Origin of the sequence: Acidithiobacillus sp. AC3 (assembly GCF_050261095.1) — a bacterium.
In the GTDB taxonomy this organism is placed as follows: Bacteria; Pseudomonadota; Gammaproteobacteria; order Acidithiobacillales; family Acidithiobacillaceae; genus Igneacidithiobacillus; species Igneacidithiobacillus copahuensis.
Window position 1 is genome coordinate 444,554 of the sequence record NZ_CP189838.1, and the last position, 23,281, is coordinate 467,834.

Consider the following 23,281-nt stretch of genomic DNA (forward strand, 5'->3'; position numbering starts at 1 on the left):
CTCAGTGGCCAAGCAGGGCGTCGGCGACGGCGGCCAGATTGGCGAAGACGGGAACGCCCTCGGCGCGCGCAGTATCTGCCGCTTTCTTGCCTTTCCCCGTCAGTACCAGGATGGGGCTGGCACCGGCGCTCCGGGCCGCCAGCAGATCGCGGTGGCTGTCGCCGACGGCCGGCACTCCTTGCAGATCGACCTGAAAGCGTTCGCCAATCTCGCGAAACATCCCGGCCTGGGGTTTGCGGCAGGTGCAACCGGCTTCCGGGTGATGGGGACAGAAAAAAATGGCATCGATCCGTCCCCCCGTCTCCGCCAATTCCCGCCGCATGCGGGCATGGATGGAGCCCAAGGCGCGCAGGCTGAACAGGCGCCGGCCAATACCCGATTGGTTGCTGGCTACCACGACGGTATAGCCGGCGCGATTGAAGCGAGCAATAGCCTCCAGACTACCCGGAATCGGCCGCCATTCGGCAGCCGACTTGATGTAGGCATCGCTGTCTTCGTTGATGACGCCGTCGCGATCGAGGATGAGCAGATGCGTCATCCGCGGCCCTGCAGCTGGGAAAAATCGGCGATCTGCAAAAACGCGCCTTGCAGCGCCTGTAATAGCGCCAGACGTTGTCCCCGGAGCGCACGATCCTCGCAGAGTACCATCACTTCCGCAAAGAAGCGGTCCACCGGATCGCGCAGGCTGGCAAGGGTCACCAGTGCGTGATGATAGTTCCTGTCCTTGAGGTCATCTTCAACGGTTTTCGCAATGGCCGTCCAGGCGTTCCACAACGCCTTTTCCGCGGCCTCCAGCAACAAGTCGGGACGCAGGTCCGGAGTTTCCTGGCTTCCTTCCTTACGCAAGAGATTACTGACACGCTTGATCAGCGCGGCCAAATCATCGGCGCGCGGATCGCTGGCGAGGAAGGTGCTGAGACTCTCCAGGCGATGTTGGGCGTCGAGGGGATCATCACCGGCCACCGCCAGAATCGCCGCAATTTGGTCGGCGGCGAAGCCCTCTTCGCGAAAGATCACGCGCAGCCGGTCCTGGAAGAACTCGCCGAGCTTCGCACTGGGTTCCGCGCCAAGAAGTAGTGTCGCGGCATAGGCACCGCGACCCATCTGCGTGAGCGCAGCCAGGGAGAAAGAGTGTTCTCCTTCCAGTGCAATGCGCAGAATGCCCAGGGCGGCACGACGCAGGGCAAAGGGATCGCGGTCGCCGGTCGGGATTTTTCCCAGCGCAAAAAATCCATAGAGGGTGTCGATACGATCCGCCAGAGCCAACGCCTGCCCGGCAGGCGAAGCCGGGATGGCGTCATCGCGCCCTACCGGCCGATACTGTTCGCCGATGGCCTGGGCCACCGCCGCCGATTCGCCGTCATGGCCGGCATAGTAGGCGCCCATGATGCCCTGTAGTTCCGGAAACTCTCCGACCATGCCGCTGAGCAGATCACTTTTGCAGAGTTGCGCGGCACGCCGGCAATCCTCGGGATCGGCGCTAAGCATCGCCGCCACCCTGGGGGCTAGATTTTGCAGGCGCCGTACCTTGTCGCCTATGCTGCCCAGACCGTCCTGGAAGGAGACCTGGTCCAGATCGGAAATCCAGGCGACCAGGCTGCTTTTGCGGTCCTGGTCCCAGAAAAAGGCCGCATCAGCCAGGCGCGCGCGCAGTACTCGATTGTTGCCATGAATGACGACCTGCGCATCGCGGCTTTCGAGGTTGGCAATAAAGAGATACCGTGCTGCCAGCTTCCCTTGCCGATCGCGCAGAGGGACATAGCGCTGGTGCTGAATCATCACCGTGATCAGCACTTCCTCCGGGATGCGTAGATATTCTTCGGCAAAGCCGCCCGCCAGGGCAACGGGCCATTCGCAGAGCCCGGTGACTTCATCAAGGAGGGCATCGCCAAGCACGGGTGTACAATCCAGCTCGTGCGCCAGGCGTTGTAGTTCCCTGGCGATATAGGCGCGGCGCTCCTGCCAATGGGCGCGGACCTGTGCTTGCAGCAAGGCTTGCGCATAGGTCTGGGGCTGGACGACTGGCACGGGGCCAGAATGATGGACGCGATGACCGAAACTATGAGCCTCACTTTGCAGGCCAAAGGCCTGCCAGGATAAGCACTGGTCAGCGAAGCGGAGCAGCAACCAACGAATGGGACGGGAGAAACTTTCTTCGCGCTTGCCCCAACGCATTCGCTTGCGCAAAGGTAAGGACTCCACCCAGCGCGTGGCCAGATCCGGCAAGAGCGCCGTTACGGGACGGGACGGATGCTGGATACGCCACGCCAGCACAACGCCTTTTTCGGTTTCCAAGCGTTGAAGATCGCTGACGGCGACACCGCAAGAGCGGGCGAACCCCTCAGCCGCCGGTGTTGCCTTGCCGTTGACAAAAGCCCGTTCGAGCGCCGGTCCGCGGCGGAGTTCTTCCTCGGCCCGTGTGGCACTGGCGAGCTCGTGAATGAGTAGCGCAATTCGACGCGGAGAAACGTAGGGGAGGATCTCGCCATACTCGATGCCGCTTTCGTCCAGCAGGCGGGCCATGATCTCTACGGCGCTTTGCTGCAGCTGCTGTTGTTCCGCTGCCGGTAGTTCCTCGCAACCGATTTCCAGTAACAGGGGATGGGGCTTCATGCGTCACCTCCCTGCAACAAGGGGTGGCCAAGCTCGGCGCGAGCCTCGGCATAGATTTCCGCTACCGCACGCGCCATATTCCGTACCCGGCCGATGAAGCGTGCCCGCTCGTTGACGGCGATGGCATGGCGGGCATCGAGCAGGTTGAAGGTGTGGGAGCAGTCGAGCACCCGTTCATAGGCGGGCAGGGGCAGCTTGGCGGCGATGAGACTCTGACAATCGGCTTCGGCGCGGTCAAAGCGTTGCCTTAGATCGTCTACGGGAGCCAGCTCGAAATTGTAGCGGGACTGCTCCACTTCGTTCTGGTGATACACGTCGCCGTAGCTTACGCCCGGTGTCCAGATCAGATCATAGACACTTTCAACGCCTTGCAGATACATGGCCAAGCGCTCCAGGCCATAGGTGATTTCGCCCATTACCGGGCGACAGTCCAGGCCCCCAACCTGCTGAAAATAGGTGAACTGCGTCACTTCCATGCCGTTCAGCCAGACTTCCCAGCCCAGACCCCAGGCGCCCAGGGTGGGTGATTCCCAGTCGTCCTCTACGAAACGAATATCCTGCAACGCAATGTCGATGCCGAGGCGGCGCAGGGATTCCAGATAGAGCTCCTGCAGGTTACTGGGATTGGGTTTGAGTACCGCCTGAAACTGGTAATAGTGCTGTAGCCGGTTGGGGTTGTCGCCATAGCGGCCATCGGTGGGACGGCGTGAGGGTTGTACGTAGGCAGCACGCCAGGGTTCCGGACCGATTGCCCGTAAAAAGGTTGCTGGGTGAAAAGTGCCTGCACCCACGGGCATGTCCATGGGTTGCAACACCACACAACCCTGTTCACTCCAGAACTGTTGTAACTCTTGGATGATTTCCTGAAAAGTCATGGCGACCCCGCTGCACGAGGACGCCAATTATGGCCGAACGTCCGGTATCAGGAAAGTCTGGGCTCACAGAAGTTCCGCAATACCTTGGGCGGCGCGCTTCGCATCCAGAAAAATCAAGCCGAGTTTTGCTTCCTTTCTGGCAATTACGGTGAGAACGGCATCGTGTCCGGCATGAATGAGCAGGACGTATCCGGAATCTCCCTTGATCATTACTTGTTCCAGCTCACCGCGGGCCAGCTCCGCTGCCGTTCGGTCGCCCAGGGACAGCATCGCGGCAGCCATGGCACCGACGCGATCCTCGTCCATGTTGCCGGCCAGCAGGGAGGCGATGGTCAATCCATCGGTGGATATGACTGCAGACGCCTCGATGTCGGCGGAAGAGCCGTTGAGGTCACTGAGGATGGATTTAAGCATTTCTTCACGCATGGCGTTAAAACTCCCAATAAAATAAGGACGAAGACATTTAGCGATACCGTTGATCGAGTATTTGCACAAGGGTGACGAAGGGCTGGCTCTGAAGTAGAGGAGTGCCGCCGATGATCAGCATAAAACGCTGTGGACCAATAAAGAGCGGCCAGAATCCGAGCTCGGACTGTCCCGCGGGGTCGACCAGTGCCCAAGTTTCACTGTGGATGCGGAGATTGTTGCGCAATAACCTCCCGTGTCGGCCCTGCAGGCTGAGCAAATCAGCGGAAAGTCCGGCAAGCTCCTCCGCGGATTCATGTAAGAAGCCCGATGTGGACAGGTAAAAACCGTTTTCATCGGCAAGTAGAGCGCGTTGCCCGTCCGATAGCTGCGCCAGCAAGCCAGGGAGGATGTCTTCCAGACGCTGCTCGGGGGGGTGGCGTGGCTCGGGATTTCCGCGGATCAAACCCAGACGTTGCAGGCGGAAAATACTGCGCAAGGCGTCATCCGGTGCGTCCAGTCGGGTCCAGCGGCAGGCAGTTTCGCGGCCGAAGGGCGCGCGCGATCCCTCGCGAAGAATGTGGAACAGAATCGATCGGTTACCTTCCAGTTCCGGGCCGGAGCTGACGTAGAATGCACCCGCTGGCGTCAACTCCGCATACAGAGGGCGCTCAGCAGTGACGAGTTCGATGCTCATGGGAGCATTCCCAGACCAGGATCGATGGAGAAAAGTAGTGCCATGACCAGGTTCTTCACGTCTTCTTTGTTGCGTCCATCAACCTCAAAGATTGGTGGAACAGGATTGAGCATGTGCAGATCCTGACCGACCTCCGCGAGCATCTTTGCGTAGTCTGCGGTGTCCGGGCGGGAGTTGAGATCGGTCTTGCTGATGCCCAGGACCACCGGAACATCGGCAATGTAGTCCTTGAATGCATGCAGGAAGAAATGCATGTCTTTTTGCGGATTGGGGCGGGTGTTGTCCAGCATCAATATCAGACCGAGACCGCCGGTAGTCAGGATATCCCACATGAAATCAAAGCGCTCCTGTCCGGGGGTGCCATATAAATGTACCTTGCTCTTGTCGCCAAGATGCAGAATCCCATAGTCCATAGCCACGGTGGTGTGGCCTTTACGGTTTATGGTCATGTCTGACGCTCTGGCGTCTGTAGAGATGATGGGTACATCAGAGATGGCAGATATCGCTGAAGTTTTGCCTGCGCCAACCGGGCCAGTGAAAACGATTTTATTGTCCTCTCTCATAAATAAATCTCCCGGTTATTGTACATTTCCATCACTATAGCCCTGCAATTTTTGACAGCAGACGGCCAAGAAAACCGCGTTTCGCGGGGCTCGGCCGTTGCGCTTCCGCCAGTGTGCTCGAGGGGATCGCTGGCTCTGACGCCATCCCGGATACGGGGCTATATTCCAATAACTGCAAGGCATCAGCCGCGGCAAGAAAGTTGAAGAGCGCCTGAGAATGTACCTGCAACATGCGTATGGTCAATGCCGGGGATGCCGGTGAGCGGGCGAGAAAGGCCGCCAAACGTAATGCCTCGGGTAGTGGGTACAAACGCGTGAGATTGGGCCACCGGCGCAATTTTACCGGACGATTCAATGGAATTTTCTTGCTCAGACGACCATCCGCAGCGATTGCGTGAATCTGCCAAAGGTATTCCGTAAGCGTCAGCGAATGAACGGAGTCGTTATCGGTGAAAGAGGCGCCATCTCGGAGAATTAGGTTCTCTTCTCCTTCCCGAAAGATTGCTTGTGCCTCTTCCATGCTGACACTGGCGTCAACCTTTTCCTGCTCTGGGATAATCCGCCAGAGCAATCTTCCATTACGTCGATCGACGATTCCTACGGAAATTTGATCGCGGATGGCCCGCTGAACCAGCGCGAGAAGGCCCTGCTCTGGATCGAAGTAATCGATTTGATTCGGATCAAAACTGGGTTTCTCTCTCTCCAGCACCGGCGCGGGCTGCTGCACACTCGTGGAGATTTTCTCTGGAGTCGCTGCTGCAGAATTTAGGACCTGCCCTACCGGTTCAGAGGGCTGCTGCACAGGCGATTCACGGGTCGTTGGCGATGGCTGCAGCAACTGCTCCAGCGCGGGGAACAGAGTTTCCATGCGAATTGGTTTGGTCAGCGTCACGAACTGGGGAAAGTTGTTGGGGACTACCGTCGTGGCAAGCAGCGGAATCTCGGGGTTTTCCTTACGAAATTTGTCGGCTTCCGCCAGCCCGTCGGGGGAATCCAGATCGGCAATCGCCACGTCTGGAGCTTGGCGGTCGTCCGCTTCGAGAAATCTATAATTTGCCTTACGGTTCATGCGAAAGGCCATGCGAAATACGGCCTCTTTTCGGGTATCGAGGCCAATCCCGCGTACCAGAGTCGAAGGAGTTCCCGCAATCTGTGCCTTGTCAGTCATGGTTTTTCTCCTCAGGCGGTAGCGCTGATGTCTCGCTGTAGGCGCTCAGACAGGTGATACAGCTGGCGCAGGATGGCCTCGTCAGGTTGTGGGTCACTATGGATGATCTTTCTGCTGAATCGAGCAAAACGATCGCGTGCTTGCATACGTTCATACATTTCCAGTAACGGGAGGAAATAACCGGACTTTCGCGGCGAGGCAAGGGCTGACTGCTCCAGCAAATCGACGGCTTCCTCTACCTGGCCATAATCGAGGAGCATGTTGAAATCGCGTAGAATTGGATCATCGGCATCTACTTCAGCAATCTCCCGGTCGCGCCGTAGGCGCTCTTCCACCAGTTGCGCGCTGCTCACCGGGATCGTGCTGGTGGGGACATACAATTGATATTTTTCTGCGAGACTCGGCAGCACCTGATTTTCTCTCCCTTCACTATTTTCCAGGTCATTATATAGACGGTCTTGTCCCAGCTGCCTTCCTACGTTGAGCAAGCGCTGGCGTAAGGCCTTTCCCAGACCCCAGAGGATGATGTGCAAACGCAGCAAGGCGCGGGCAAAGTCCTGCTTGTTCTCTTGTTCATAAAGAATCTGCAAAAGCAATACATGGAGGCGCAGTCGCTTCGGGTGTAAAACCGCCTGTCGCTGCAGGAGATTTACGGCGGCGGCGTTCTGACTCGTTTCCCTCAATAACTGGACGGCATGGGTCGTGCCGACAAGGGTGCTGACGACAAGAATCTCTTCCTCATCGAGCGGAGATAGCGGCTCTGAACCATAGAGCAAGGCGTCTGCGGGCATCTCCTCTTTTCGCTCCTGCTCCACTGCATGCCTTTGAAATGCGTGCAGGGGAATATCGTTTAGTTCGAGCGGCTCGGGATGCACAATTGCCTGTTGCAGGTCGCGATGAAGAGAACCTAGCTCCAGCTGTTCCTGCTCGCGCGCCAGAAGGTTCTCCTTGTGGAGGGGTTGCTGACGGCCCAGTTCCTGTTCGATATTTTCCAGACTGAGATGCAGTCGGGTTTCGGCCAACACGCGCAGTGGCAGGTTTTGTGGGTCCTTCTGCAGGCATTGCAGGATCAGACTCTGGACTGCGTGAAGGTCCAGAACTTGCCGGTCGAGGTCCTCCTCCAATATTTCCGCGAGATGCTGATAATCTCCTGCCTCGTTATAAAGATTCCGGAGCCGGCTTCTTTGCTCCAAGTCCTGCGGGTGATGTTCGGCATACCAGCGAAGAGCCGTGGTTGCCTGATCAATGTGCCCGTAAGCAAGATAGATCTCGACCTCATCCAAGATGCCGACTTCTTCGATTTCGGCCACTGCTATCGGAGGGTTGGTTACTGCCGGCAGTGGCGGTTGAGGAGCCGGTATGGCAGCCGCCACCGGGTTTTCAGATGCCTTTCGGGTACCCGTGGCTTTGCGCCCCCATAACTTCCAGAGGATCGCTGCTGCCACCAAAAACACGGCTGCACCGATCAGTATCAGACTCGTCGTGGGGAGGTGCATGGCTTGTGACTCGAGGCTCCTGGATGATCCGCAATGGACTTCGAGGAGGTAGATAGATGCTTTTGTCGACCTGTCAACGCCCGAGTAGACGTGCGATTTCCTGTAGACGTCTGCTGCTGCCGCGGCTTGGGTGTTCTCTCAGTGCCATTTCGGCGTAGCCATGGAAAAACTCGGGCAAGGCGCGCAGGATCACCGGTAGTCGTTCGCGACTGGCGCGCGCAATGCGCCATTCGCTGCGCGGCTCTCCCTGTCCGGCGTAGCTGCATACCGCCAGCCCCCAAGCGCGCTCGCTACCCGTCCAATGGTGTTGGGCGATGCGCAGACGATGCAGGTTGGGTTGTATACCCAGCCCAACGCCGGGTCCGTCGTAGAGGATCTGCTGGTCTGTGGCGATGTCGGCGAGGAGATGATCCAGAGGAACGAAGGCTGCACGCAGGGCCTCCGTCCTGGGCGTTTCCTCTTGCAGATGGCGCCGTAGCTCGAGAAGAAAGGGTGATTCCACTTTTTGCTCCATTTTCGGTAAAATCGCAACGTTATAACAGGATCAACTGGCCGCGCAGAATAGAATTAAGGATTCTGCCAGCCTCCCGAGTGAGGTTGCAATGCTGCAAAACACGCTACGAAAAATTTTTCTTGTCGGCTGTATCGCTCTGGCCCCGCTCGCCGCACTTGCGACGGTGTTCCCCCTGCCCGAGCAGGGCAACATGGTCGGGAACCTGCAAGCCGTCACCAGCCATCGCGATGACACGCTGCTCGATATCGGTCGGTTCTACGACATCGGCTATAACCAGGAGGTTGGCGCCAATCCCGGGGTGAATCCCTGGCTGCCAGGACAGGCCAGCAAGGTTGTCATTCCCAACGAGTACGTGCTTCCCTCCGGACCCTGGAGCGGAATCGTTGTCAACATTCCCGCCCGGCGCATCTATTTCTTCCCGGAGGGGCGGGGGGTGGTATTCACCTACCCGGTCGGGGTGTTCCTGCCGGGCTGGAAGGAGAGCCTGACCACCACCAGCATCATCCAGAAATTCAAGATGCCAGCCTGGAATGTCCCAAAAAACATCCATGCTTGGTTTGAAAAGAAGTTTCATATGGATATTCCGTGGTATTGGCCGCCAGGTGCGGAAAATCCCATGGGGGAGTTGGCCATGGAGACGGGGCTCTCGGGAATCTTCATTCATGGCACCTACCATCCGTGGGGCATCGGTATGCGCTCCAGTCAGGGCTGTTTCCAGATGTATCCGGAGAATGTCGCGCAGCTCTTCCCCATGGTGCCGGTAGGCACTTCTGTGCGTATCATCGATGAGCCCAACATGGTGGGCGAACGCAACGGACAGATCTACCTGCAGTGCTACAAACCGTTGCATGCGTATCACAAAGACGGACCAACAGATCTCCAACGCGCAGTAGTTGCCATCAAGCAGTTTATGGCGGCCAATCATTTGCACGAGGAGATCGACTGGGCGCGGGTACGGCGCATGGTTGCCGAGCACAACACCGTGGCCCTGCCGATCGGGGTGGGCACACCTACCTACGCCACCCTGGCCCAGGCGTTGCCCGCCAAGCCTTATGCGTACGCGCCATATGGACCCGCTGCCAATGGTGCTGCCGTTCCTCCGCCACTTCCGCTTGCGAGCGCAGCCAACCAGGATCAAATCAACGTCAAGGTCTATCTGCCCGGACAGAAGCCGAGTTAAAACTGCCCGGTGCGCCAACGATACCAGAGGAGGCCAGCATACTCGTGCATGGCCTCACTGCTGATTTCTTCATAAATTGCGCGTGGCAACCACGACTGCCAGGAGAGAGGCGTCGCCTGTCCCATCCGGTAGTCGCAGGGTACGGGCGTTGGCAGGAGACCATAATGGCGGAACCAGGCCATGGCCCGTGGCATGTGGACCGCCGAAGTCACCAAGTAGATACGGCGAATGTCATGCTGGCGCAACAACGCGGCGCTGTCCTTCGCATTCGCTGCGGTGTTGTACGACTTCCCTTCCAACCAGATGGGGTTGTCGATATGAAAACTGTCCCGGAGTAACGCCGCCATGGTCGCTGCCTCGCTGGGCGCACCAAAACTCGGCGCACCGCCACTGGGTACCACGGGTAGATCGACTTGTTGTGCCAGCGCGGCGGCCGCCTGTAAGCGCATCAATGTTCGGGCATTGGCCATTTCGGGCACCGGCCGATCTGGATTGACGATCTCGCCACCACCCAGCACAACGATCGCTTGCGGTGCCGAGTCTCCATGCAGGGGATGCAAAAGCGGTGGATAGCGATCTTCTAGAGGCTGCAGCAGGAGACGCGCACCAAGCGGAGTAGCTGCAAAATAGATTCCCAGTAGGGCGACTACGATCAGGAGTCTACCCAGGGAATGCCAACCCAGTAGGGCGCTCACCAGGACACCAACGCCAGCCAAACTCAAAAAAATACCTGGCGGCTGGACCAAGGCGGAGCCGAGGCTGAGAAGATAGATCGGCGTCACGCGCTACAGTGGATCAGACCATTCGCGGAAACTATGTTCGGCATGGTAGGAGGAGCGTACCAAGGGGCCGGCTGCCACGTGACGAAATCCCATCTCCCGGCCGATGTGCTCCAGTTGCGCAAACTCATCGGGCGCCACATAGCGTTGCACGGGGTAATGATGGCGCGAGGGCGCCAGATACTGTCCGAGGGTGAGCAGCGAACAACCGACAGCGCGCATATCGCGCATCACTTCGATGATCTCCCCGATTTCCTCCCCTAGACCCAGCATGAGGCCTGACTTGGTCGGGACATCTGCATGGCGCTCCCCATAGCGGCGCAGAAGCTCCAAAGAATGCGCGTAGTCTGCGCCTGGCCGCGCCTGGGCATAGAGCCTGGGTACGGTTTCCAGATTATGATTGAGCACATCGGGGGGGCATTCGGCCAGCGCATCGAGGGCCTTGTCCAGACGTCCGCGAAAGTCTGGAACGAGGATTTCGATCTGCAGCTCCGGACATTGCCGACGCAATGCGTCGATGACCGCAGCAAAGTGTCCGGCACCACCATCGCGCAGGTCGTCGCGGTCGACGGAGGTCACCACAACAAATCGTAACCCCATCTGCGCAACGGTCTGTGCCAAGTGCGCAGGTTCCTCCGGATCAGGAGCCGTTGGTCGGCCATGGGCAACGTCACAGAAGGGACAGCGTCGAGTGCATAGATCGCCGAGGATCATGAAGGTCGCCGTACCGCCACCAAAGCACTCTCCCAGATTGGGACAGGAAGCCTCTTCGCAGACCGTATGCAGGTTTGCCTGTCTGAGAATCGTCTTCAATTCGTCCACACGTGGGTTCAATGGCGAGCGCACTCGCAGCCAGTCGGGCTTGCGCTGACGCGGCGACGGCTCGGCAACGACGGGAATGGGCACGGGATTGCGACGGACCTTTTCCTCACCCCGTTCGGCGTTTGCCATCAGCTACCCCCTTTGTGCAAGGGCCGTCCAAGGGCAATGGAGAGACTGTCGAGTAGCTCCTGGGCCACGGTTTCCGAGGGCAGATCTGGGCAGAGGCTGCGCACTTGTGTGACTTCCAGGCCGGGGCTACCACAAGGGTGAATGCGCTGAAAAGGGCTGAGATCCATGTCGGTGTTCAGGCTCAATCCGTGATAACTGCGGCCCTTTTGAATGCGCAGTCCCAGGGAGGCAATTTTGGCTCCCTGTACATAGACCCCCGGGGCGTCGCGGCGTGCTTGGGCGCTGATGCCGTGTTGCGCAAGCAGGTGGATGACGGCATTTTCCATGGCCTGCGTCAACTGCCGCACATTCCAGCCGCAGCGCGCGAGATCAATAAGGAGGTAGGCTACCCATTGGCCGGGACCGTGATAGGTCACCTTTCCGCCGCGATCGCTGCGGATGACGGGAATGGGACCGGGGTCGAGAACGTCCGCTGCGTCGGCATTGCGCCCCAGGGTGAAGACCGGGGGATGTTGCAACAACCAGATCTGATCAGGAGTCGTTTCGTCACGTTGGCGAGTGAATTCGCGCATGGCGTCGAGCACAGTGAAGTAGGGCAGAAGACCCGGCCAGCAGCGCACAGAAATGGCTTCGTCGGAGAGCTCTACAGGCATAGCATCACCCCCTCGATTTCCTGCACTGCCGCATAGATGGCCTGCAGCTGTGTGGCACTGGTTACCGTTACTGAGCAAGTGACGGCGCTATACTTGCCACCACCACTAGCGCGCACGCTGAACGCCTGTTGCGGTATATCTGGCACATGCACGGCGATGGCTGCCTGCACGGCGCCGAGCAGATCGTCGTGCTGACCAATGGCCTTCACGTGATGGATATGGGGAAAATCGTCCGGCCCCTCGCCTGGCGTTTCCATGCCTGCTCCTCGTCGCGCCTCGTCTCGTCCGTGGCATCTACCACTGCATGGTAGTGCTTCCACGGCATCAGGTGAAGTCCCAGGCCTTAGATGGCGCTGCGGACGCGGTGCCACAGCTGGCCGAGCCAGGATGCCTTGCTCACTGCAGTGCTGGCGAGGACCGGCACGCTGCGCACGACCTTGCCATCCAGAGTCACCTGCAGTTGTCCCAACACTGTCCCCTTGGTGAAGGGTGCCTGCACCTTTGGATCCCATAGCAAGTGGGTTTGCAGATCGGTGGCGTGACCACGCGGAATGGTGACAATCAATGGCTCGGCGACGGTGACGGGCACTTGCATGGGTGACCAATCACTGTGGGACGCTACCCCCACCTGCTTGCCCGCCACCGCCAGTTCCTGATTTTCGTAGAAACGATACCCATAATTCAGAAGGGCTTCGATAGCGTCCGTACCGGAAGACCAGCTAGGCGCACCCATCTCCACGGCAATCAGGCGCCTACCATTGCGCTCGGCGGTGGCATCGATACAGTGCCCAGAGGCATCGGTAAGTCCGGTCTTCAAGCCGTCGACACTGGGGTCGCGAAACAATACCGGATTCCAGCTGCGCTGCGTGATCTTATTGTACGTATAGGATTTGAGCTTGGTGATCTGCAGAACTTGCGGATATTGTTGGATCAGATGACGCGATAAAACGGCGACATCGTAAGCGGTCGTATACAGGTTGTCGTCGGGTAAGCCGTCCACATTACTGTAGCGTGTTGAATGCAGTTGCAGCTTTGCTGCGGCATGGTTCATCAAGGTGACGAAAGCCTCTTGGCTTCCCCCGATGGCCTCGGCAAGGGCCACCGCCGCGTCATTGCCAGAGTCGATCAAGAGCCCGTGCAGTAGCTGGTCTACCGTCACCGGCAGGCGCGGTTGTAAAAACATGCGGGAACCACCGGTTTTCCATGCCGCGTCCGAGACCGGGATGGATTCCTGCAGATGCAGGCTGCCATCGGCAATCGCCTGGTAGGTGAGATAGGCCGTCATCAGTTTGGTCAGGCTGGCGGGTGCGCGGCGCAGATCCGGAACTTTCGCCGCAATGATCTGCCCAGTTTGAGAATCCATCAGAACGTAGCTCGCCACATTCGGCAAGGAGGGCGCCGGTGGAATCGGCAACTGCGGCGTTGGGGTAACGGCCATTGCCAAAGTGGAGAAAGCAAAAAGTAAGGTAGCCAGTACACTGTTGAAGAAAGTACGCATAGAAGCCATGAACATCCTGCTGAAAAGGTGGGTTAGTCGTGGAGTCGGGGGTGCGAGTGAATGGACATGAGAATACCCAAACCAACGAGAAAGGTCAGCATCGCCGTGCCACCGTAACTGATGAGTGGCAAGGGTACACCCACCACGGGGAGAATCCCGCTGGTCATTCCCATATTGATGAAAACATAGAGGAAAAAAGTAAGACTGAGGGTGCCGGCGAGCAATTTCCCAAAGCGGGAGCGGCTCTCGAACGCAATGACCAGGCCGCGCAGAACGATGAGGAGGTACACTGCCATCAGCAGCAGTACTCCGACCAGGCCAAACTCCTCGGCGAAGCCGGCAAAGACGAAATCGGTCTGCGCCTCGGGCAGGAAATCCAGGTTGACCTGGGTGCCATGAAACCAGCCCTTGCCAAAGATGCCGCCCGAACCGATGGCGATCATACTCTGGATGATATGATAGCCGGCACCGAGCGGATCGCGTTGCGGGTCGAGAAAGGTGAGGATGCGTTCCTTTTGGTAGCCATGTAAAAAGTGCCAAAGCACCGGACCGCTGATGGCGGCAAGCAGAATCAGGGCAATGAACCAGCGTCGTCGCACGCCCGCCAGCCACATGGCAAAGAGCCCCGCTGCCGCGATTTGCACGGCAGTACCGAGGTCAGGTTCCTTGGCGATGAGGAGAAAGGGCACCCCAATCAACACAAAGCCAATGACCGTGGGTCGCCACAGGCGCACATCGTCCACTTGCGAATAGTAATACGCGAGCATCAGCGGTAGGGCGAGTTTGACCAGCTCGGAAGGCTGAAAACTCAGGGGTCCAACGCCCAGCCAGCGTTTGGCCCCCATGCTGGTTTCGCCAATGACCAAGGTCAGCAGCAGAAGCACGATACCCACGGCATACAGGGGCGGGGCCCAGGCCCGCAGGCGCTCGGGCGGCGTATTGGCGATAGCGATCATGACGCCAATGCCGATGGTGAAACGCAGGAGTTGTGCCCATACTACGTGAAGATTCTGTTGGCTGGCACTGTAGAGCACTGCCAAGCTGATTCCCATAAGTAGCAAGATGCCGGTCATCAACGCGGGATCGATATGGCTGAGAATGCGGGCGAGACGTTGTGGCCAGTTGCTGGGGTTCATCTGCTCATCTCCTCAGTTGCGGCCAGTGGCGCTGCATTAGATCGAGAAGATACGTCAACAGCGGCCAAAGAGCGGCGCCCAGCGCTGGTCCAATGAGGAGAGCGTTGTGCCAGGCAATCGGCCGCAGCAAAAGCGGCCAGAGCCAGGCAGCGAGCTGCTGGGCGAGAAGCAAAAAGAAGATAAAGAAGAGCTGTTCCCATGGTGGGAGCCGTCGTACCCGGTTCATCCAGGTATAGAGCAAGACCAGCATGAGTACGAGGGAGATTGCCTGAGCGCCGAGAAGATCGCCGAGGAGCAGATCCTGAAGCAAACCGATTAGCCAGATAAGGACATAGCTCAGTGCCTGTTCGCTGCTCAGAGCCCAGTACAGAATGAGCAGCGCGACAAAGTCGGGGTGCAACTGCGCGTAGAGGGGGCCAAACGGCAGCGATTCCAAGAGAAAGGCCAGGAGAAAGCCGACGAACAGAGCCCCCGCCTTCATCGATCCGACGAATGGCGGGTCTGCGGCCAAAGCAGTAGGATGGTGTTCAGTGCCGCCAGATTAGCGCTCGGGCGCACAGTAATCTGGGCAAAAGGACCGCCGTTCTTGCGTTCAACGCCTTCCACCACGCCCAATGGCAGACCTGGCGGGAAGCGGCCACCCAGTCCGGAAGTGACCAGCTCCGTCCCCGGTACAAGTTTTGTGTCACGTGACTGAAAGGGAACGGACAATGCCCGCAGGTTCCCCTGCCCATCCACCAGTATTGGTTCATCACCTCCCAGAGGTTGCGCAGGAATGGAACTGGATAGGTCCGACAGGAGACTGATTCTGGCGTTGTCGCGGCTGACGGTGACCACCTGCCCAATTACGCCGCCGGGTGCGAGGGCCGGCTGACCGACATAGACACCTTCCGCCGAGCCCGCATTGATGGTGATTTGTTGACTTCCGGCGAGCAGACTCTGCGCCTCGATCTGCGCCACCGTCACCCGGCCTGGGGCAGTGGGAAAACTATCCAGCAAAGCAAGAAGCTGGCGATTCTCCGCACGTAATACGGGGAGCGCAAGGTTCTGCATTTCCAAGGCATGCAGGCGTTGCCGAAGGTCCGTGTTTTCGCTCTGCAGCGCCGCCTGTCCCTGTAGGTACTGGTTACCAGCCAACCACACATCACGCACCTGACCATTGAGCCAGAGGATCGGGCGCGCCAGACTCAGACCGAATTGTTGCAGGTTGGGGTGTCCAACACTGTAAAAGCTCAGTGCCGCGCTGACTGCGCCCAGCAGAACAAGGCGCAATAGCGATGGAAGCGGACGACTCAGCGACATGCCAGGCATTGGCGTCTACGCTTCACTCTTCCGCAAATACCTCGCCCAGACGCTCCAACTCTTCGAGCGCGCGACCGCCACCGCGAGCCACACAGGTGAGAGGGTCCTCGGCAACGATTACTGGCAAGCCAGTTTCTTCCATGATTAAACGATCGAGGTCGCGCACCAGGGCACCGCCGCCCGTCAGCACCATGCCGCGCTCGGCGATGTCACCGGCGAGTTCTGGGGGGGTCTGCTCCAGGGCCAGCTTGATGGCGCCGACGATCGCGCCGAGGGGCTCCTGCATGGCCTCGAGGATTTCGTTGCTGGAGATACTGAAGGTGCGTGGCACCCCCTCGGCAAGGTTGCGTCCGCGCACCTCCATGCTCAGCGTGTCGCTCAAGGGGTAGGCGCAGCCAATGGTTTTCTTGATTTCTTCGGCAGTGCTTTCGCCAATCAACATGCCATAGTTGCGGCGGATATAGTTGACGATGGCTTCGTCCATCTTGTCGCCGCCGACGCGCACGCTCTGCGAGTAGACGACACCGCCGAGGGCAATCACGCCGACTTCGGTGGTGCCACCGCCAATATCCACTACCATCGAGGCGGTGGGTTCGGCAACAGGCAAGCCCGCGCCAATGGCCGCGGCCATTGGCTCCTCGATGAGGTGCACTTCCCGAGCACCGGCGCTCTGGGCGGACTCCCGAATGGCGCGCCGTTCGACTTGGGTTGCGCCATAGGGAACGCAGACGATGATGCGCGGACTCGGGCTCAGAAAGCGCTGGGGATGGACGCGTTTGATGAAGTGCTTGAGCATCGCTTCGGTAATCTGAAAGTCGGCGATGACGCCATCCTTCAATGGACGGATGGCAATGATATTGGCCGGTGTGCGCCCCAACATGCGTTTGGCCTCTTCGCCAACGGCCTGCGTGCGCCGGTCAGCGCCATGGCGGCCCATACGGATGGCCACTACCGAAGGTTCAGAAAGGACGATGCCTTTACCGCGTACATAGATCAGGGTATTCGCCGTGCCGAGGTCTACTGCCAGATCGCTCGAAAACAGTCCAAGAAAGCGCTTGAATATCATTTAGTTGTGATCCTGCATTAGGGATTTCAGAAGCCGTGTCTGTTGCTTGTCCGCGCCGTTGTAAGGTAGCGGCCCAAAAAATGTCTGGCCAGTCTAGCAGAAGCCATGGCAAAGCCCAAGAACCGGTAAGCGACTGAAACTGTGTCAATTTGGCTACAAAAAAGCCGGCACAAATGGCCGGCCAAGTCCGCTCGTTACCAGGTTGCCCTGTTACAATTCATAGCTTTTGGGGAAGGCGATGCCCTTATTGGTGCGCATGTCCGCATTCAGGACGGGTAGATCGACCTTCTTCACTTCCACATGCTTCTGGCTCTGCAGCCAGCTGGCGAAGACCTCCCAGACCGGCTTGCCTTCCACCGGCTGCATGGCCGCCCAGCCGGCGACCTTGTACTTTTTGCTGGCGCTGGCCAGTTTGCCACCGATACGCAGGTTGCTGATGCGATGATAGATCTTCTCGTCGGGGTTGAAGTCATACTGGATATTCCCGACACGGATCATATCTCCGCCCTGCTGGTAGTAGGGATTCGGATTGAAGATGTTATCCGCCACCTGCTCCATGATGTTCTTGATCTGTTCGCCGGTGTAGTTATTGACCGTGACCTGGGGATAGGTGATCGCCGTCTGTCCCATGACATCTTCCATGGTGATGGTTTCTCCGGGCAGCTTGCAGTAACCCCAGCGGAAGCCAGGCGAGAACGATGCCTCGCAATCCATCTCGGCGCGCAAGGCATCGCAGAGGAGCTGGTCGAAAGTGCCATTGAAGTTGTCACGTCGATAGAGCAGGCTGCCGGTGGTCGCCAGGGGCTGCTGCAATTTTTCCAGATACGGCTTGCGTACCCCGTTGATGTACTCGCTCATGGGGGCATCGGCGGGGATCAGATTGGAGAATACCGGCAGATAATGGAAGCGCCAGCCATTGAGCTTGCCTTTGCCGACATCGAGATCGAAGCGTGCGAGGATCTTGCCATTGGTGCTGGTATTGATGATCAAGGTCTGGTTCACCTGGAAAGGCTTGGGACCCATGATGTCGTGGGTGTGCCCCCCGAGAATGATGTCGATCCCCTTGACCAAAGAGGCCATTTTTTTATCCACGTCAGCACCATTGTGCGACAGGACGACCACCAGGTCAGCTTTTTTGTCATTGCGACACTCGTCTACCATCTTCTGCATGTGCTCGGTATGAATGCCAAAGCCCCAGTCAGGAATCATGTAGCCAGGGTTCGCGATGGGGGTGAACGGGAATGCCTGGCCGATCACGGCAATGCGACGACCGCTGATTTCGTGGATCTGATAGGGCTGAAAGACGGGCTCCTGCCAGGTGTTGCTGAAGACGTTCTGCGCCAGAAACTTGGCCTTCAACTTGTTCTTCACCAAGTATTCGACCTGCTTCTGTCCATAGGTGAACTCCCAGTGACCGACGAAGTCATCGACGCCGAGCAGATTCTGTGCGCCAACCATATCCTCACCCTTGGTCCAGAGTGCGGTCGCGGAACCCTGCCAAGTATCTCCACCATCGAGCAGCAGGGCGCGATTGCCGAGCTGTTCGCGATAGCGTTTTACCAGCGTCGCAATATGCGCATAGCCACCAATTTTGCCGTAGTGCTTGGCGAGGGTATCGTAATCCAGGCAGGAGTAGGTGTATTCGTCGCGTCCGCTGTGGGCCAGGCCATAATAATCGAGCATCCACTTGCCGCAGAGGTGTGGAGTCTGATTCAGAACCGGGCCGACACCGATGTTGGTATCGGGTTCACGCCACCAGACCGGCAAAAGCTGGGCATGGGAATCGGTCATATGCAGTAGTGTCACATTACCGTAGGCCGGAATATCGTAGGGGTCTTTGTCGCTTCCCCAGGCGGCCTGGATGGCGCCGGGCGCAAAAAAGCCGCTTGCCCCAGCGACGCCCAAAAGTTGCAAAAAATCTCTTCTACCCAATTGCATGACGATGATACCTCCCCAATTATTGTTTACAGGCCGCCGGATTTAGCCTGTTTCATTACTGTAATGATTTGCTTGTCTAATTCTTGTGCCACCTTTTCCGCCTCGGCATTTTTTGGAAAATACCGCAGTGCATAGGTGGGCAAATAGGTCAGGAGTTTCAACTGACCATGACTTTCATACATGACGATCTTGCACGGAGCGAAAGCACCAAACTCCGGAGTGCTCTGTAAAATCTTCGCGCCCAGTACGAGATTACACACCTCATAAATCACGTAGGGTGTATTGCTTTTGATGCCGCGCTCCTGCAAACCCTGCTGCACGTCCAGCGTGCCGACGACATTCATGTTTTCCGCCTCGGCACCGCTGCTGATGCCGAGTTTGATCTGGGCGGGCGTCACCCCTTGGTCGACAGCTACGATATACAACGGGGAATCCGTATTGATTTTGGGCATGCCGGAAACCGGCGCCGCAACGAGTGCAGCGTGGGCGATACAGGCGAAGCCAGCGCTGGCCAAGGCAACGCTGAGTCTTGCCGCAAGGGGTGCGATACGAAACATGGACAACTCCTCTGGTACGACAGATGTGATCAGCAGAGAGCTCGTCGCCTTACGGCCGGTAGCCCGGAACGTTCATCTTGATGCCATTGCTGAGATAACTCATGAAATATTCCAGGTTGCGATAGTCGACGCTCTCCAATTTTTCGGGTTGCGCACCCACCTTCTTATCGCAGCCTTCCATACGTTTTTGCAGGGTATTTACTGCCGACCAAGCCGCCCGATAGGTGGGGAAGTGGGCGCTCTGCCCAACGACCGGGGAGATAATCTGATCGCGCAGATATTTCCCGGCATAGGCAACATGACAGGAAGCGCAGGAGAAGTTCAGTTGCCCGCGCTTCATGAAGAAGTAGGCCTTGCCCTCCTCGAATGCCTTCACCGCGCCCGGCCCTTTGACCTGTACATCGACAGGCATACCGTTGGACAGCGACCCAAGATAGGTCTGCAGGGCGATCATGTCCTGACTGCCGTATGGCAGCGGTGCCTCGCCGTTGGCTTTGCGACAGGCATTGATGCTCATACCAATGGTAACGACTTGCTTGGTCTTGCCATCAAACATCGGATAATGCGCAGCCACCCCTTTACCGCCATCCGGATAGCAACTGGCGTAGGTCTTTCCATTTTTGAACTTGTTGTCCCAGAGCTTCTGCCCTTCGGAGAGAGTCAAATCTCCTGGGTTGAATTGCATTGCCTCCTGATACTGCGCGTAGAGCTGCGGACTGAAGGCATAGGCACCTAGCGAATACTTCTCCAACGGCATGTTGGGAAATTGCTGTTTGAAATATTCATGAAATTGTTGCAGGGTCTGTTCCGGTCCCACCTTGGTGTTTCCCAGGTCCCACCAATTCACCGCATTGGCTGCGATGCTGTTACCGGCAAGCGCCACGACAGCAATGGGTACGAGCCATTTTTTCATTGCGATTTCCCTCCCTTTTTATGGAAATCGGCGCAGTGCGTTATGCACTGCGCTGTAGAGTACTGCTAACTCACGGTAATTTTGGAGTCTGCGCTCCAGCTACCATTGGTATTGTCTTTCCATACCATTTTTAAGGTACCACTTTCTTCCGCACGCATTTTGAACGCCAGATAGGGGTTGGAGCTGACCGCAGTACTCCAGTCGATGTCCAACAGCGGCTTGTCGTTGAAAGTGATCGTTACCGTCTGAATAAAATGTGCTGGGATCAATTTTCCCGTTTTTTTGTCTTTCTGGAGACCGGTAGTCATCGGGTTCATGATCAGGGAGCGAATCTCCACGATCTCTCCCTTTTTCGCGCTACCGGGCATGCGGATCATCGGGTTGCCAAGTGCTTCTGCCATGGTATGTAGCTCCTTACGAAAATCGAAAAAAATCAGCCGCCGCAGCCGCCAATGGTGACTTTGACTTCACGGGGTGCCGAGGCCATCAGTTCCCCTTTGTTGGTTTTGGCGACGACCCGAACATTGTCGGTTTTCGCCATCTTGATGCGTTCCTGAATATAGGCCTTGCCGCAGGCTGGAGTGAAATTGAACTGGCTGGCCAAAGGGGTTGGGTTATGATCGACGAAGAGCCAGACTGTGGTGATGTAGTCGTCCGCCGTCATGGGGGAGTCGATTTCGATCGTGACCGGCACAGCGCCGCCATTTTCGGCGATCGTTGGGGCCTTGAGCGAAACCTTGGAAGAAACGGGTACGCTGGTCTTGCCGACCGAGTCGCTCATGGCCTGATCGAGCACCTTGGCGTCGAAGGCCTTGGCTGGCCAGCCCGCGACGTTGTCGGCGAAAGCGTTGCCTGCGCGCAAAAGACCGGTACCGGCGACGGCAGCTACGGCAGCGGCGGTGACGCCGGTACCGAGGAATTGTCTACGTTGCATTTGCTTCATGTATATACTCCTCAACGGATGATTTATTTCAACGACCAGAGATAATCAGCAACTTGTTCCAGTTCTTGATGAGTCAGAACCTTGTTTTTTCCAAACTCTGGCATGTTGGCGTAGGGGAAAAGTTTTTCCGGATCAGACAGAAAGGCGACCAATTTTTCCTTGGTCTGAAACATCTGTTGAAAGGTCACGCCTTTCATCGGTAGGGCCGGGCCTACATCACCTGCTTGCGTGCCGCCGGGAAGGGCGTGGCAGGCCAGGCAGTTTCCCTTGGCGCGGTCAAAAGCCAAGGCGCGACCAGCTTCAATGTTATTGACCGCCGGGGCAGCACTGGCAGCCGTAGCGACCAATAATAGGGCGCCAGCCAGTCCAGTAAGAATCCCCGCGCGTGTGCGTCTGTGAGCGTTCATGATGACTCCTGTGGTGCTGCCCGGTTTCTTCCCCGGTGCGCCATTACTCAGCAGATTTCGTGCCAGCTGTATTGGGGGGCGTTAGCTCCGGATGGACGGGGCGCGAGAAATCCTGTTACGCATTGGAAAATCAGTTTGTTATCCCGCAACTTCTTGTCCGAGCCACGGTCTGATAGCGGGGTAGTTCGCAGGAACAAACAAAAAGCCCCGGACCAGCGCCGGGGCTTTACTGTGCCGAAAGGCACAGAAACGGCTAGTCTCTATCGAACCCCTCTTCCTCGTCCGCCTGGTCGGCCAGTAACCCCATATTCTTCATCTTGGTGCGCAATTGTTTCCGGCTGATGCCCAGCAGCACGGCTGCCTGGCTTTGGTTGAAACGGGTCTTTTCCAGGGCGCTGAGTACCGTTTGCCGCTCGATGGCGGGTAGATCGAAGGGGCTGGACGGATTCCCTTCACTGTTGGATTCCTGCTCGCGAATTTCTGCTGGCAGATCACGCCGACCAATACTGTTTTGCCGGGTGAGCACCACGCAGCGCTCCAGAAGATTCTCCAATTGACGGATGTTGCCCGGCCAGGAGTAACTTTCCAGGGCAGAGAGGGCATCGCTGTCGATTTCTATGCGTGGGCGGCCGATTTCGTGACAGATTTTTTCCAGAAAATGGTTTACCAACGGGGTAATATCGGCGCGGCGTTCCCGCAGCGGAGGGATATGCAGTGGAATGACGTTTAGACGATAGTACAGATCTTCCCGAAAACGTCCTTCCTGAATGGCCTGTTTTAGATCGACGTGGGTGGCGGCGACAATCCGCGCTTGCAAGCGGATCGGCTGGTGGGTGCCCAGGCGCGTGAATTCCCGTTCTTGTAGGGCGCGCAAGAGCTTGACCTGCATCGGTAAAGGCATGTCGCCAACTTCGTCGAGGAACAATGTGCCGCCGGCTGCCGTTTCCAGCTTTCCGGCTTGACTGCGCACTGCGCCGGTAAAGGCGCCACGTTCATAGCCAAAAATTTCGCTTTCCACCAACTCCAGCGGAATGGCACCACAATTGAAGGCAACAAACGGCTCGTTGGCCCGTGCAGAGGCGTAGTGCAGAGCACGCGCCACCAGTTCCTTGCCCGTGCCGGATTCGCCACTGATCAGGACATTGGAAGGTGCGGGTGCAACCAGGTCTATGGTTTCAAGAAGTTGGGCGATCGCCCGACTTACCCCGATCAGACCATGTCGTTTCGGGGCTTGTCGCAGAGGCGGGACGCTCCGGCCACCGCGTTCGAGGATTTGCCGAATCAGCGCCAGCAGTTCGCCCTCGTCCACGGGTTTCGTCAAGTAATGCTCCGCCCCTTCCTTGATCGCCTCCACTGCCTGCTCGATCTCGCCATAGGCCGTGCTGACGATGACGGGAATCAAGGGATACAGGGTCTTCACCCGACGCAGAAGTTCCATGCCAGGCATCCCCGGCAAGCGCTGATCCGTAAGGATCAGGGTGGGACTTTGTTGCTGTAGCAGTTCGAGGGCTTCCTCTCCCGACTCTGCCTCGAGCACTACGAAGCCCTCAGCGCCCAAGATGGCGGCCAGGACGCGACGCAGATTGCGCTCATCCTCCACGATCAGAATTTGGGTATCCATACTGCT

26 protein-coding genes are annotated in these 23,281 nt (G+C 57.8%); 1 reads left to right on the forward strand and 25 read right to left on the reverse strand.

Annotated features, from left to right (window positions below; translation table 11 throughout):
* Position 1: 1 nt before the first annotated feature.
* The 9 genes from gmhB to ACQAYK_RS02260 all read right to left on the reverse strand — a co-directional run bounded on the left by gmhB (position 2) and on the right by ACQAYK_RS02260 (position 8,319).
* Positions 2–538, reverse strand: a complete 537-nt coding sequence (gene gmhB, locus ACQAYK_RS02220) for a D-glycero-beta-D-manno-heptose 1,7-bisphosphate 7-phosphatase (protein ID WP_215872278.1) — start codon at positions 536–538, stop codon at positions 2–4.
* Positions 535–2,613, reverse strand: coding sequence for a glycine--tRNA ligase subunit beta (gene glyS, locus ACQAYK_RS02225; protein WP_215872277.1), 2,079 nt, complete (start codon positions 2,611–2,613; stop codon positions 535–537). The genes gmhB and glyS overlap by 4 nt, the downstream gene beginning before the upstream one ends.
* Positions 2,610–3,488 (reverse strand): glycine--tRNA ligase subunit alpha, encoded by an 879-nt coding sequence (gene glyQ, locus ACQAYK_RS02230; protein WP_215872276.1) that lies wholly within the window; start codon positions 3,486–3,488, stop codon positions 2,610–2,612. The genes glyS and glyQ overlap by 4 nt, the downstream gene beginning before the upstream one ends.
* Positions 3,489–3,551: 63 nt before the next feature.
* Positions 3,552–3,914 carry a roadblock/LC7 domain-containing protein gene (locus ACQAYK_RS02235; protein WP_215872275.1) on the reverse strand — a complete coding sequence of 121 codons (363 nt, stop codon included), beginning with the start codon at positions 3,912–3,914 and terminating at the stop codon, positions 3,552–3,554.
* A gap of 37 nt (positions 3,915–3,951) precedes the next feature.
* Positions 3,952–4,590, reverse strand: coding sequence for a roadblock/LC7 domain-containing protein (locus tag ACQAYK_RS02240; RefSeq protein WP_215872274.1), 639 nt, complete (start codon positions 4,588–4,590; stop codon positions 3,952–3,954).
* The gene (locus ACQAYK_RS02245) at positions 4,587–5,153 is read right to left on the reverse strand and encodes a GTP-binding protein (RefSeq protein WP_215872273.1); all 567 of its coding nucleotides are present in this window, start codon (positions 5,151–5,153) and stop codon (positions 4,587–4,589) included. The genes ACQAYK_RS02240 and ACQAYK_RS02245 overlap by 4 nt, the downstream gene beginning before the upstream one ends.
* 34 nt (positions 5,154–5,187) lie before the next feature.
* Positions 5,188–6,321, reverse strand: a complete 1,134-nt coding sequence (locus tag ACQAYK_RS02250; RefSeq protein WP_215872272.1) for a DNA-binding transcriptional response regulator — start codon at positions 6,319–6,321, stop codon at positions 5,188–5,190.
* A gap of 11 nt (positions 6,322–6,332) precedes the next feature.
* Positions 6,333–7,817 carry a type IV pilus assembly protein FimV gene (locus tag ACQAYK_RS02255; RefSeq protein WP_215872271.1) on the reverse strand — a complete coding sequence of 495 codons (1,485 nt, stop codon included), beginning with the start codon at positions 7,815–7,817 and terminating at the stop codon, positions 6,333–6,335.
* A gap of 73 nt (positions 7,818–7,890) precedes the next feature.
* Positions 7,891–8,319 (reverse strand): hypothetical protein, encoded by a 429-nt coding sequence (locus ACQAYK_RS02260; protein WP_215872270.1) that lies wholly within the window; start codon positions 8,317–8,319, stop codon positions 7,891–7,893.
* A gap of 100 nt (positions 8,320–8,419) precedes the next feature.
* On the opposite strand from ACQAYK_RS02260, the gene ACQAYK_RS02265 reads away from it, so the two are divergent.
* Positions 8,420–9,511, forward strand: a complete 1,092-nt coding sequence (locus ACQAYK_RS02265) for a L,D-transpeptidase family protein (protein WP_215872269.1) — start codon at positions 8,420–8,422, stop codon at positions 9,509–9,511.
* On the opposite strand, the gene ACQAYK_RS02270 is transcribed toward ACQAYK_RS02265, so the two are convergent.
* From ACQAYK_RS02270 to ACQAYK_RS02345, 16 genes are all read right to left on the reverse strand, one after another.
* Entirely contained in the window at positions 9,508–10,233 is a 726-nt protein-coding gene (locus ACQAYK_RS02270; RefSeq protein WP_226830634.1) for a YdcF family protein, read from the reverse strand. The genes ACQAYK_RS02265 and ACQAYK_RS02270 overlap by 4 nt on opposite strands.
* Before the next feature lie 63 nt (positions 10,234–10,296).
* On the reverse strand, positions 10,297–11,241 hold the full coding sequence (gene lipA, locus ACQAYK_RS02275; protein ID WP_215872268.1) for a lipoyl synthase: 945 nt from the start codon (positions 11,239–11,241) through the stop codon (positions 10,297–10,299).
* Positions 11,241–11,894 (reverse strand): lipoyl(octanoyl) transferase LipB, encoded by a 654-nt coding sequence (gene lipB, locus ACQAYK_RS02280; RefSeq protein ID WP_215872267.1) that lies wholly within the window; start codon positions 11,892–11,894, stop codon positions 11,241–11,243. The genes lipA and lipB overlap by 1 nt, the downstream gene beginning before the upstream one ends.
* Positions 11,885–12,151, reverse strand: coding sequence for a DUF493 domain-containing protein (locus tag ACQAYK_RS02285; protein ID WP_215872266.1), 267 nt, complete (start codon positions 12,149–12,151; stop codon positions 11,885–11,887). Before ACQAYK_RS02285 ends, lipB begins: the two co-directional genes overlap by 10 nt.
* 86 nt (positions 12,152–12,237) lie before the next feature.
* Positions 12,238–13,401, reverse strand: coding sequence for a D-alanyl-D-alanine carboxypeptidase family protein (locus ACQAYK_RS02290; RefSeq protein ID WP_215872265.1), 1,164 nt, complete (start codon positions 13,399–13,401; stop codon positions 12,238–12,240).
* A 23-nt stretch (positions 13,402–13,424) separates the two neighbouring features.
* A complete protein-coding gene (gene rodA, locus ACQAYK_RS02295) occupies positions 13,425–14,528 on the reverse strand; it encodes a rod shape-determining protein RodA (protein WP_226826854.1) in 1,104 nt (367 codons plus the stop codon).
* A gap of 4 nt (positions 14,529–14,532) precedes the next feature.
* A complete protein-coding gene (mreD, locus tag ACQAYK_RS02300; protein ID WP_215872264.1) occupies positions 14,533–15,009 on the reverse strand; it encodes a rod shape-determining protein MreD in 477 nt (158 codons plus the stop codon).
* Positions 15,006–15,839, reverse strand: a complete 834-nt coding sequence (gene mreC / locus ACQAYK_RS02305) for a rod shape-determining protein MreC (protein ID WP_215872263.1) — start codon at positions 15,837–15,839, stop codon at positions 15,006–15,008. The genes mreD and mreC overlap by 4 nt, the downstream gene beginning before the upstream one ends.
* Before the next feature lie 13 nt (positions 15,840–15,852).
* On the reverse strand, positions 15,853–16,896 hold the full coding sequence (locus tag ACQAYK_RS02310; RefSeq protein ID WP_483167774.1) for a rod shape-determining protein: 1,044 nt from the start codon (positions 16,894–16,896) through the stop codon (positions 15,853–15,855).
* Positions 16,897–17,106: 210 nt separating this feature from the next.
* On the reverse strand, positions 17,107–18,834 hold the full coding sequence (soxB, locus tag ACQAYK_RS02315) for a thiosulfohydrolase SoxB (protein WP_483167775.1): 1,728 nt from the start codon (positions 18,832–18,834) through the stop codon (positions 17,107–17,109).
* A gap of 26 nt (positions 18,835–18,860) precedes the next feature.
* Positions 18,861–19,391 (reverse strand): DUF302 domain-containing protein, encoded by a 531-nt coding sequence (locus ACQAYK_RS02320; protein WP_483167776.1) that lies wholly within the window; start codon positions 19,389–19,391, stop codon positions 18,861–18,863.
* 49 nt (positions 19,392–19,440) lie between these two features.
* On the reverse strand, positions 19,441–20,304 hold the full coding sequence (gene soxA, locus ACQAYK_RS02325; protein WP_483167777.1) for a sulfur oxidation c-type cytochrome SoxA: 864 nt from the start codon (positions 20,302–20,304) through the stop codon (positions 19,441–19,443).
* 65 nt (positions 20,305–20,369) lie between these two features.
* Positions 20,370–20,705: a thiosulfate oxidation carrier complex protein SoxZ gene (gene soxZ / locus ACQAYK_RS02330; RefSeq protein ID WP_215872259.1), complete on the reverse strand. Its 336-nt coding sequence runs from the start codon at positions 20,703–20,705 to the stop codon at positions 20,370–20,372.
* A 32-nt stretch (positions 20,706–20,737) separates the two neighbouring features.
* Positions 20,738–21,247 (reverse strand): thiosulfate oxidation carrier protein SoxY, encoded by a 510-nt coding sequence (soxY, locus tag ACQAYK_RS02335; RefSeq protein ID WP_483167778.1) that lies wholly within the window; start codon positions 21,245–21,247, stop codon positions 20,738–20,740.
* 23 nt (positions 21,248–21,270) lie between these two features.
* Positions 21,271–21,654 carry a sulfur oxidation c-type cytochrome SoxX gene (gene soxX / locus ACQAYK_RS02340; protein ID WP_483167779.1) on the reverse strand — a complete coding sequence of 128 codons (384 nt, stop codon included), beginning with the start codon at positions 21,652–21,654 and terminating at the stop codon, positions 21,271–21,273.
* 253 nt (positions 21,655–21,907) lie between these two features.
* Positions 21,908–23,275: a sigma-54-dependent transcriptional regulator gene (locus tag ACQAYK_RS02345; protein WP_215872256.1), complete on the reverse strand. Its 1,368-nt coding sequence runs from the start codon at positions 23,273–23,275 to the stop codon at positions 21,908–21,910.
* Positions 23,276–23,281 lie beyond the last annotated feature (6 nt).

What these genes read in the sequence shown, in the direction of transcription:
- mreC (WP_215872263.1), bottom strand. Translation starts at nt 15,839, where the DNA reads ATGCCTGGCATGTCGCTGAGTCGTCCGCTTCCATCGCTATTGCGCCTT.
- ACQAYK_RS02320 (WP_483167776.1), bottom strand. Translation starts at nt 19,391, where the DNA reads ATGTTTCGTATCGCACCCCTTGCGGCAAGACTCAGCGTTGCCTTGGCC.
- lipB (WP_215872267.1), bottom strand. Translation starts at nt 11,894, where the DNA reads ATGCCTGTAGAGCTCTCCGACGAAGCCATTTCTGTGCGCTGCTGGCCG.
- gmhB (WP_215872278.1), bottom strand. Translation starts at nt 538, where the DNA reads ATGACGCATCTGCTCATCCTCGATCGCGACGGCGTCATCAACGAAGAC.
- ACQAYK_RS02235 (WP_215872275.1), bottom strand. Translation starts at nt 3,914, where the DNA reads ATGCGTGAAGAAATGCTTAAATCCATCCTCAGTGACCTCAACGGCTCT.
- ACQAYK_RS02265 (WP_215872269.1), top strand. Translation starts at nt 8,420, where the DNA reads ATGCTGCAAAACACGCTACGAAAAATTTTTCTTGTCGGCTGTATCGCT.
- glyQ (WP_215872276.1), bottom strand. Translation starts at nt 3,488, where the DNA reads ATGACTTTTCAGGAAATCATCCAAGAGTTACAACAGTTCTGGAGTGAA.
- lipA (WP_215872268.1), bottom strand. Translation starts at nt 11,241, where the DNA reads ATGGCAAACGCCGAACGGGGTGAGGAAAAGGTCCGTCGCAATCCCGTG.
- ACQAYK_RS02250 (WP_215872272.1), bottom strand. Translation starts at nt 6,321, where the DNA reads ATGACTGACAAGGCACAGATTGCGGGAACTCCTTCGACTCTGGTACGC.
- mreD (WP_215872264.1), bottom strand. Translation starts at nt 15,009, where the DNA reads ATGAAGGCGGGGGCTCTGTTCGTCGGCTTTCTCCTGGCCTTTCTCTTG.
- soxZ (WP_215872259.1), bottom strand. Translation starts at nt 20,705, where the DNA reads ATGGCAGAAGCACTTGGCAACCCGATGATCCGCATGCCCGGTAGCGCG.
- rodA (WP_226826854.1), bottom strand. Translation starts at nt 14,528, where the DNA reads ATGAACCCCAGCAACTGGCCACAACGTCTCGCCCGCATTCTCAGCCAT.
- ACQAYK_RS02310 (WP_483167774.1), bottom strand. Translation starts at nt 16,896, where the DNA reads ATGATATTCAAGCGCTTTCTTGGACTGTTTTCGAGCGATCTGGCAGTA.
- ACQAYK_RS02245 (WP_215872273.1), bottom strand. Translation starts at nt 5,153, where the DNA reads ATGAGAGAGGACAATAAAATCGTTTTCACTGGCCCGGTTGGCGCAGGC.
- ACQAYK_RS02290 (WP_215872265.1), bottom strand. Translation starts at nt 13,401, where the DNA reads ATGGCTTCTATGCGTACTTTCTTCAACAGTGTACTGGCTACCTTACTT.
- soxX (WP_483167779.1), bottom strand. Translation starts at nt 21,654, where the DNA reads ATGAACGCTCACAGACGCACACGCGCGGGGATTCTTACTGGACTGGCT.
- ACQAYK_RS02255 (WP_215872271.1), bottom strand. Translation starts at nt 7,817, where the DNA reads ATGCACCTCCCCACGACGAGTCTGATACTGATCGGTGCAGCCGTGTTT.
- ACQAYK_RS02240 (WP_215872274.1), bottom strand. Translation starts at nt 4,590, where the DNA reads ATGAGCATCGAACTCGTCACTGCTGAGCGCCCTCTGTATGCGGAGTTG.
- soxB (WP_483167775.1), bottom strand. Translation starts at nt 18,834, where the DNA reads ATGCAATTGGGTAGAAGAGATTTTTTGCAACTTTTGGGCGTCGCTGGG.
- ACQAYK_RS02345 (WP_215872256.1), bottom strand. Translation starts at nt 23,275, where the DNA reads ATGGATACCCAAATTCTGATCGTGGAGGATGAGCGCAATCTGCGTCGC.
- soxY (WP_483167778.1), bottom strand. Translation starts at nt 21,247, where the DNA reads ATGAAGCAAATGCAACGTAGACAATTCCTCGGTACCGGCGTCACCGCC.
- ACQAYK_RS02285 (WP_215872266.1), bottom strand. Translation starts at nt 12,151, where the DNA reads ATGGAAACGCCAGGCGAGGGGCCGGACGATTTTCCCCATATCCATCAC.
- glyS (WP_215872277.1), bottom strand. Translation starts at nt 2,613, where the DNA reads ATGAAGCCCCATCCCCTGTTACTGGAAATCGGTTGCGAGGAACTACCG.
- soxA (WP_483167777.1), bottom strand. Translation starts at nt 20,304, where the DNA reads ATGAAAAAATGGCTCGTACCCATTGCTGTCGTGGCGCTTGCCGGTAAC.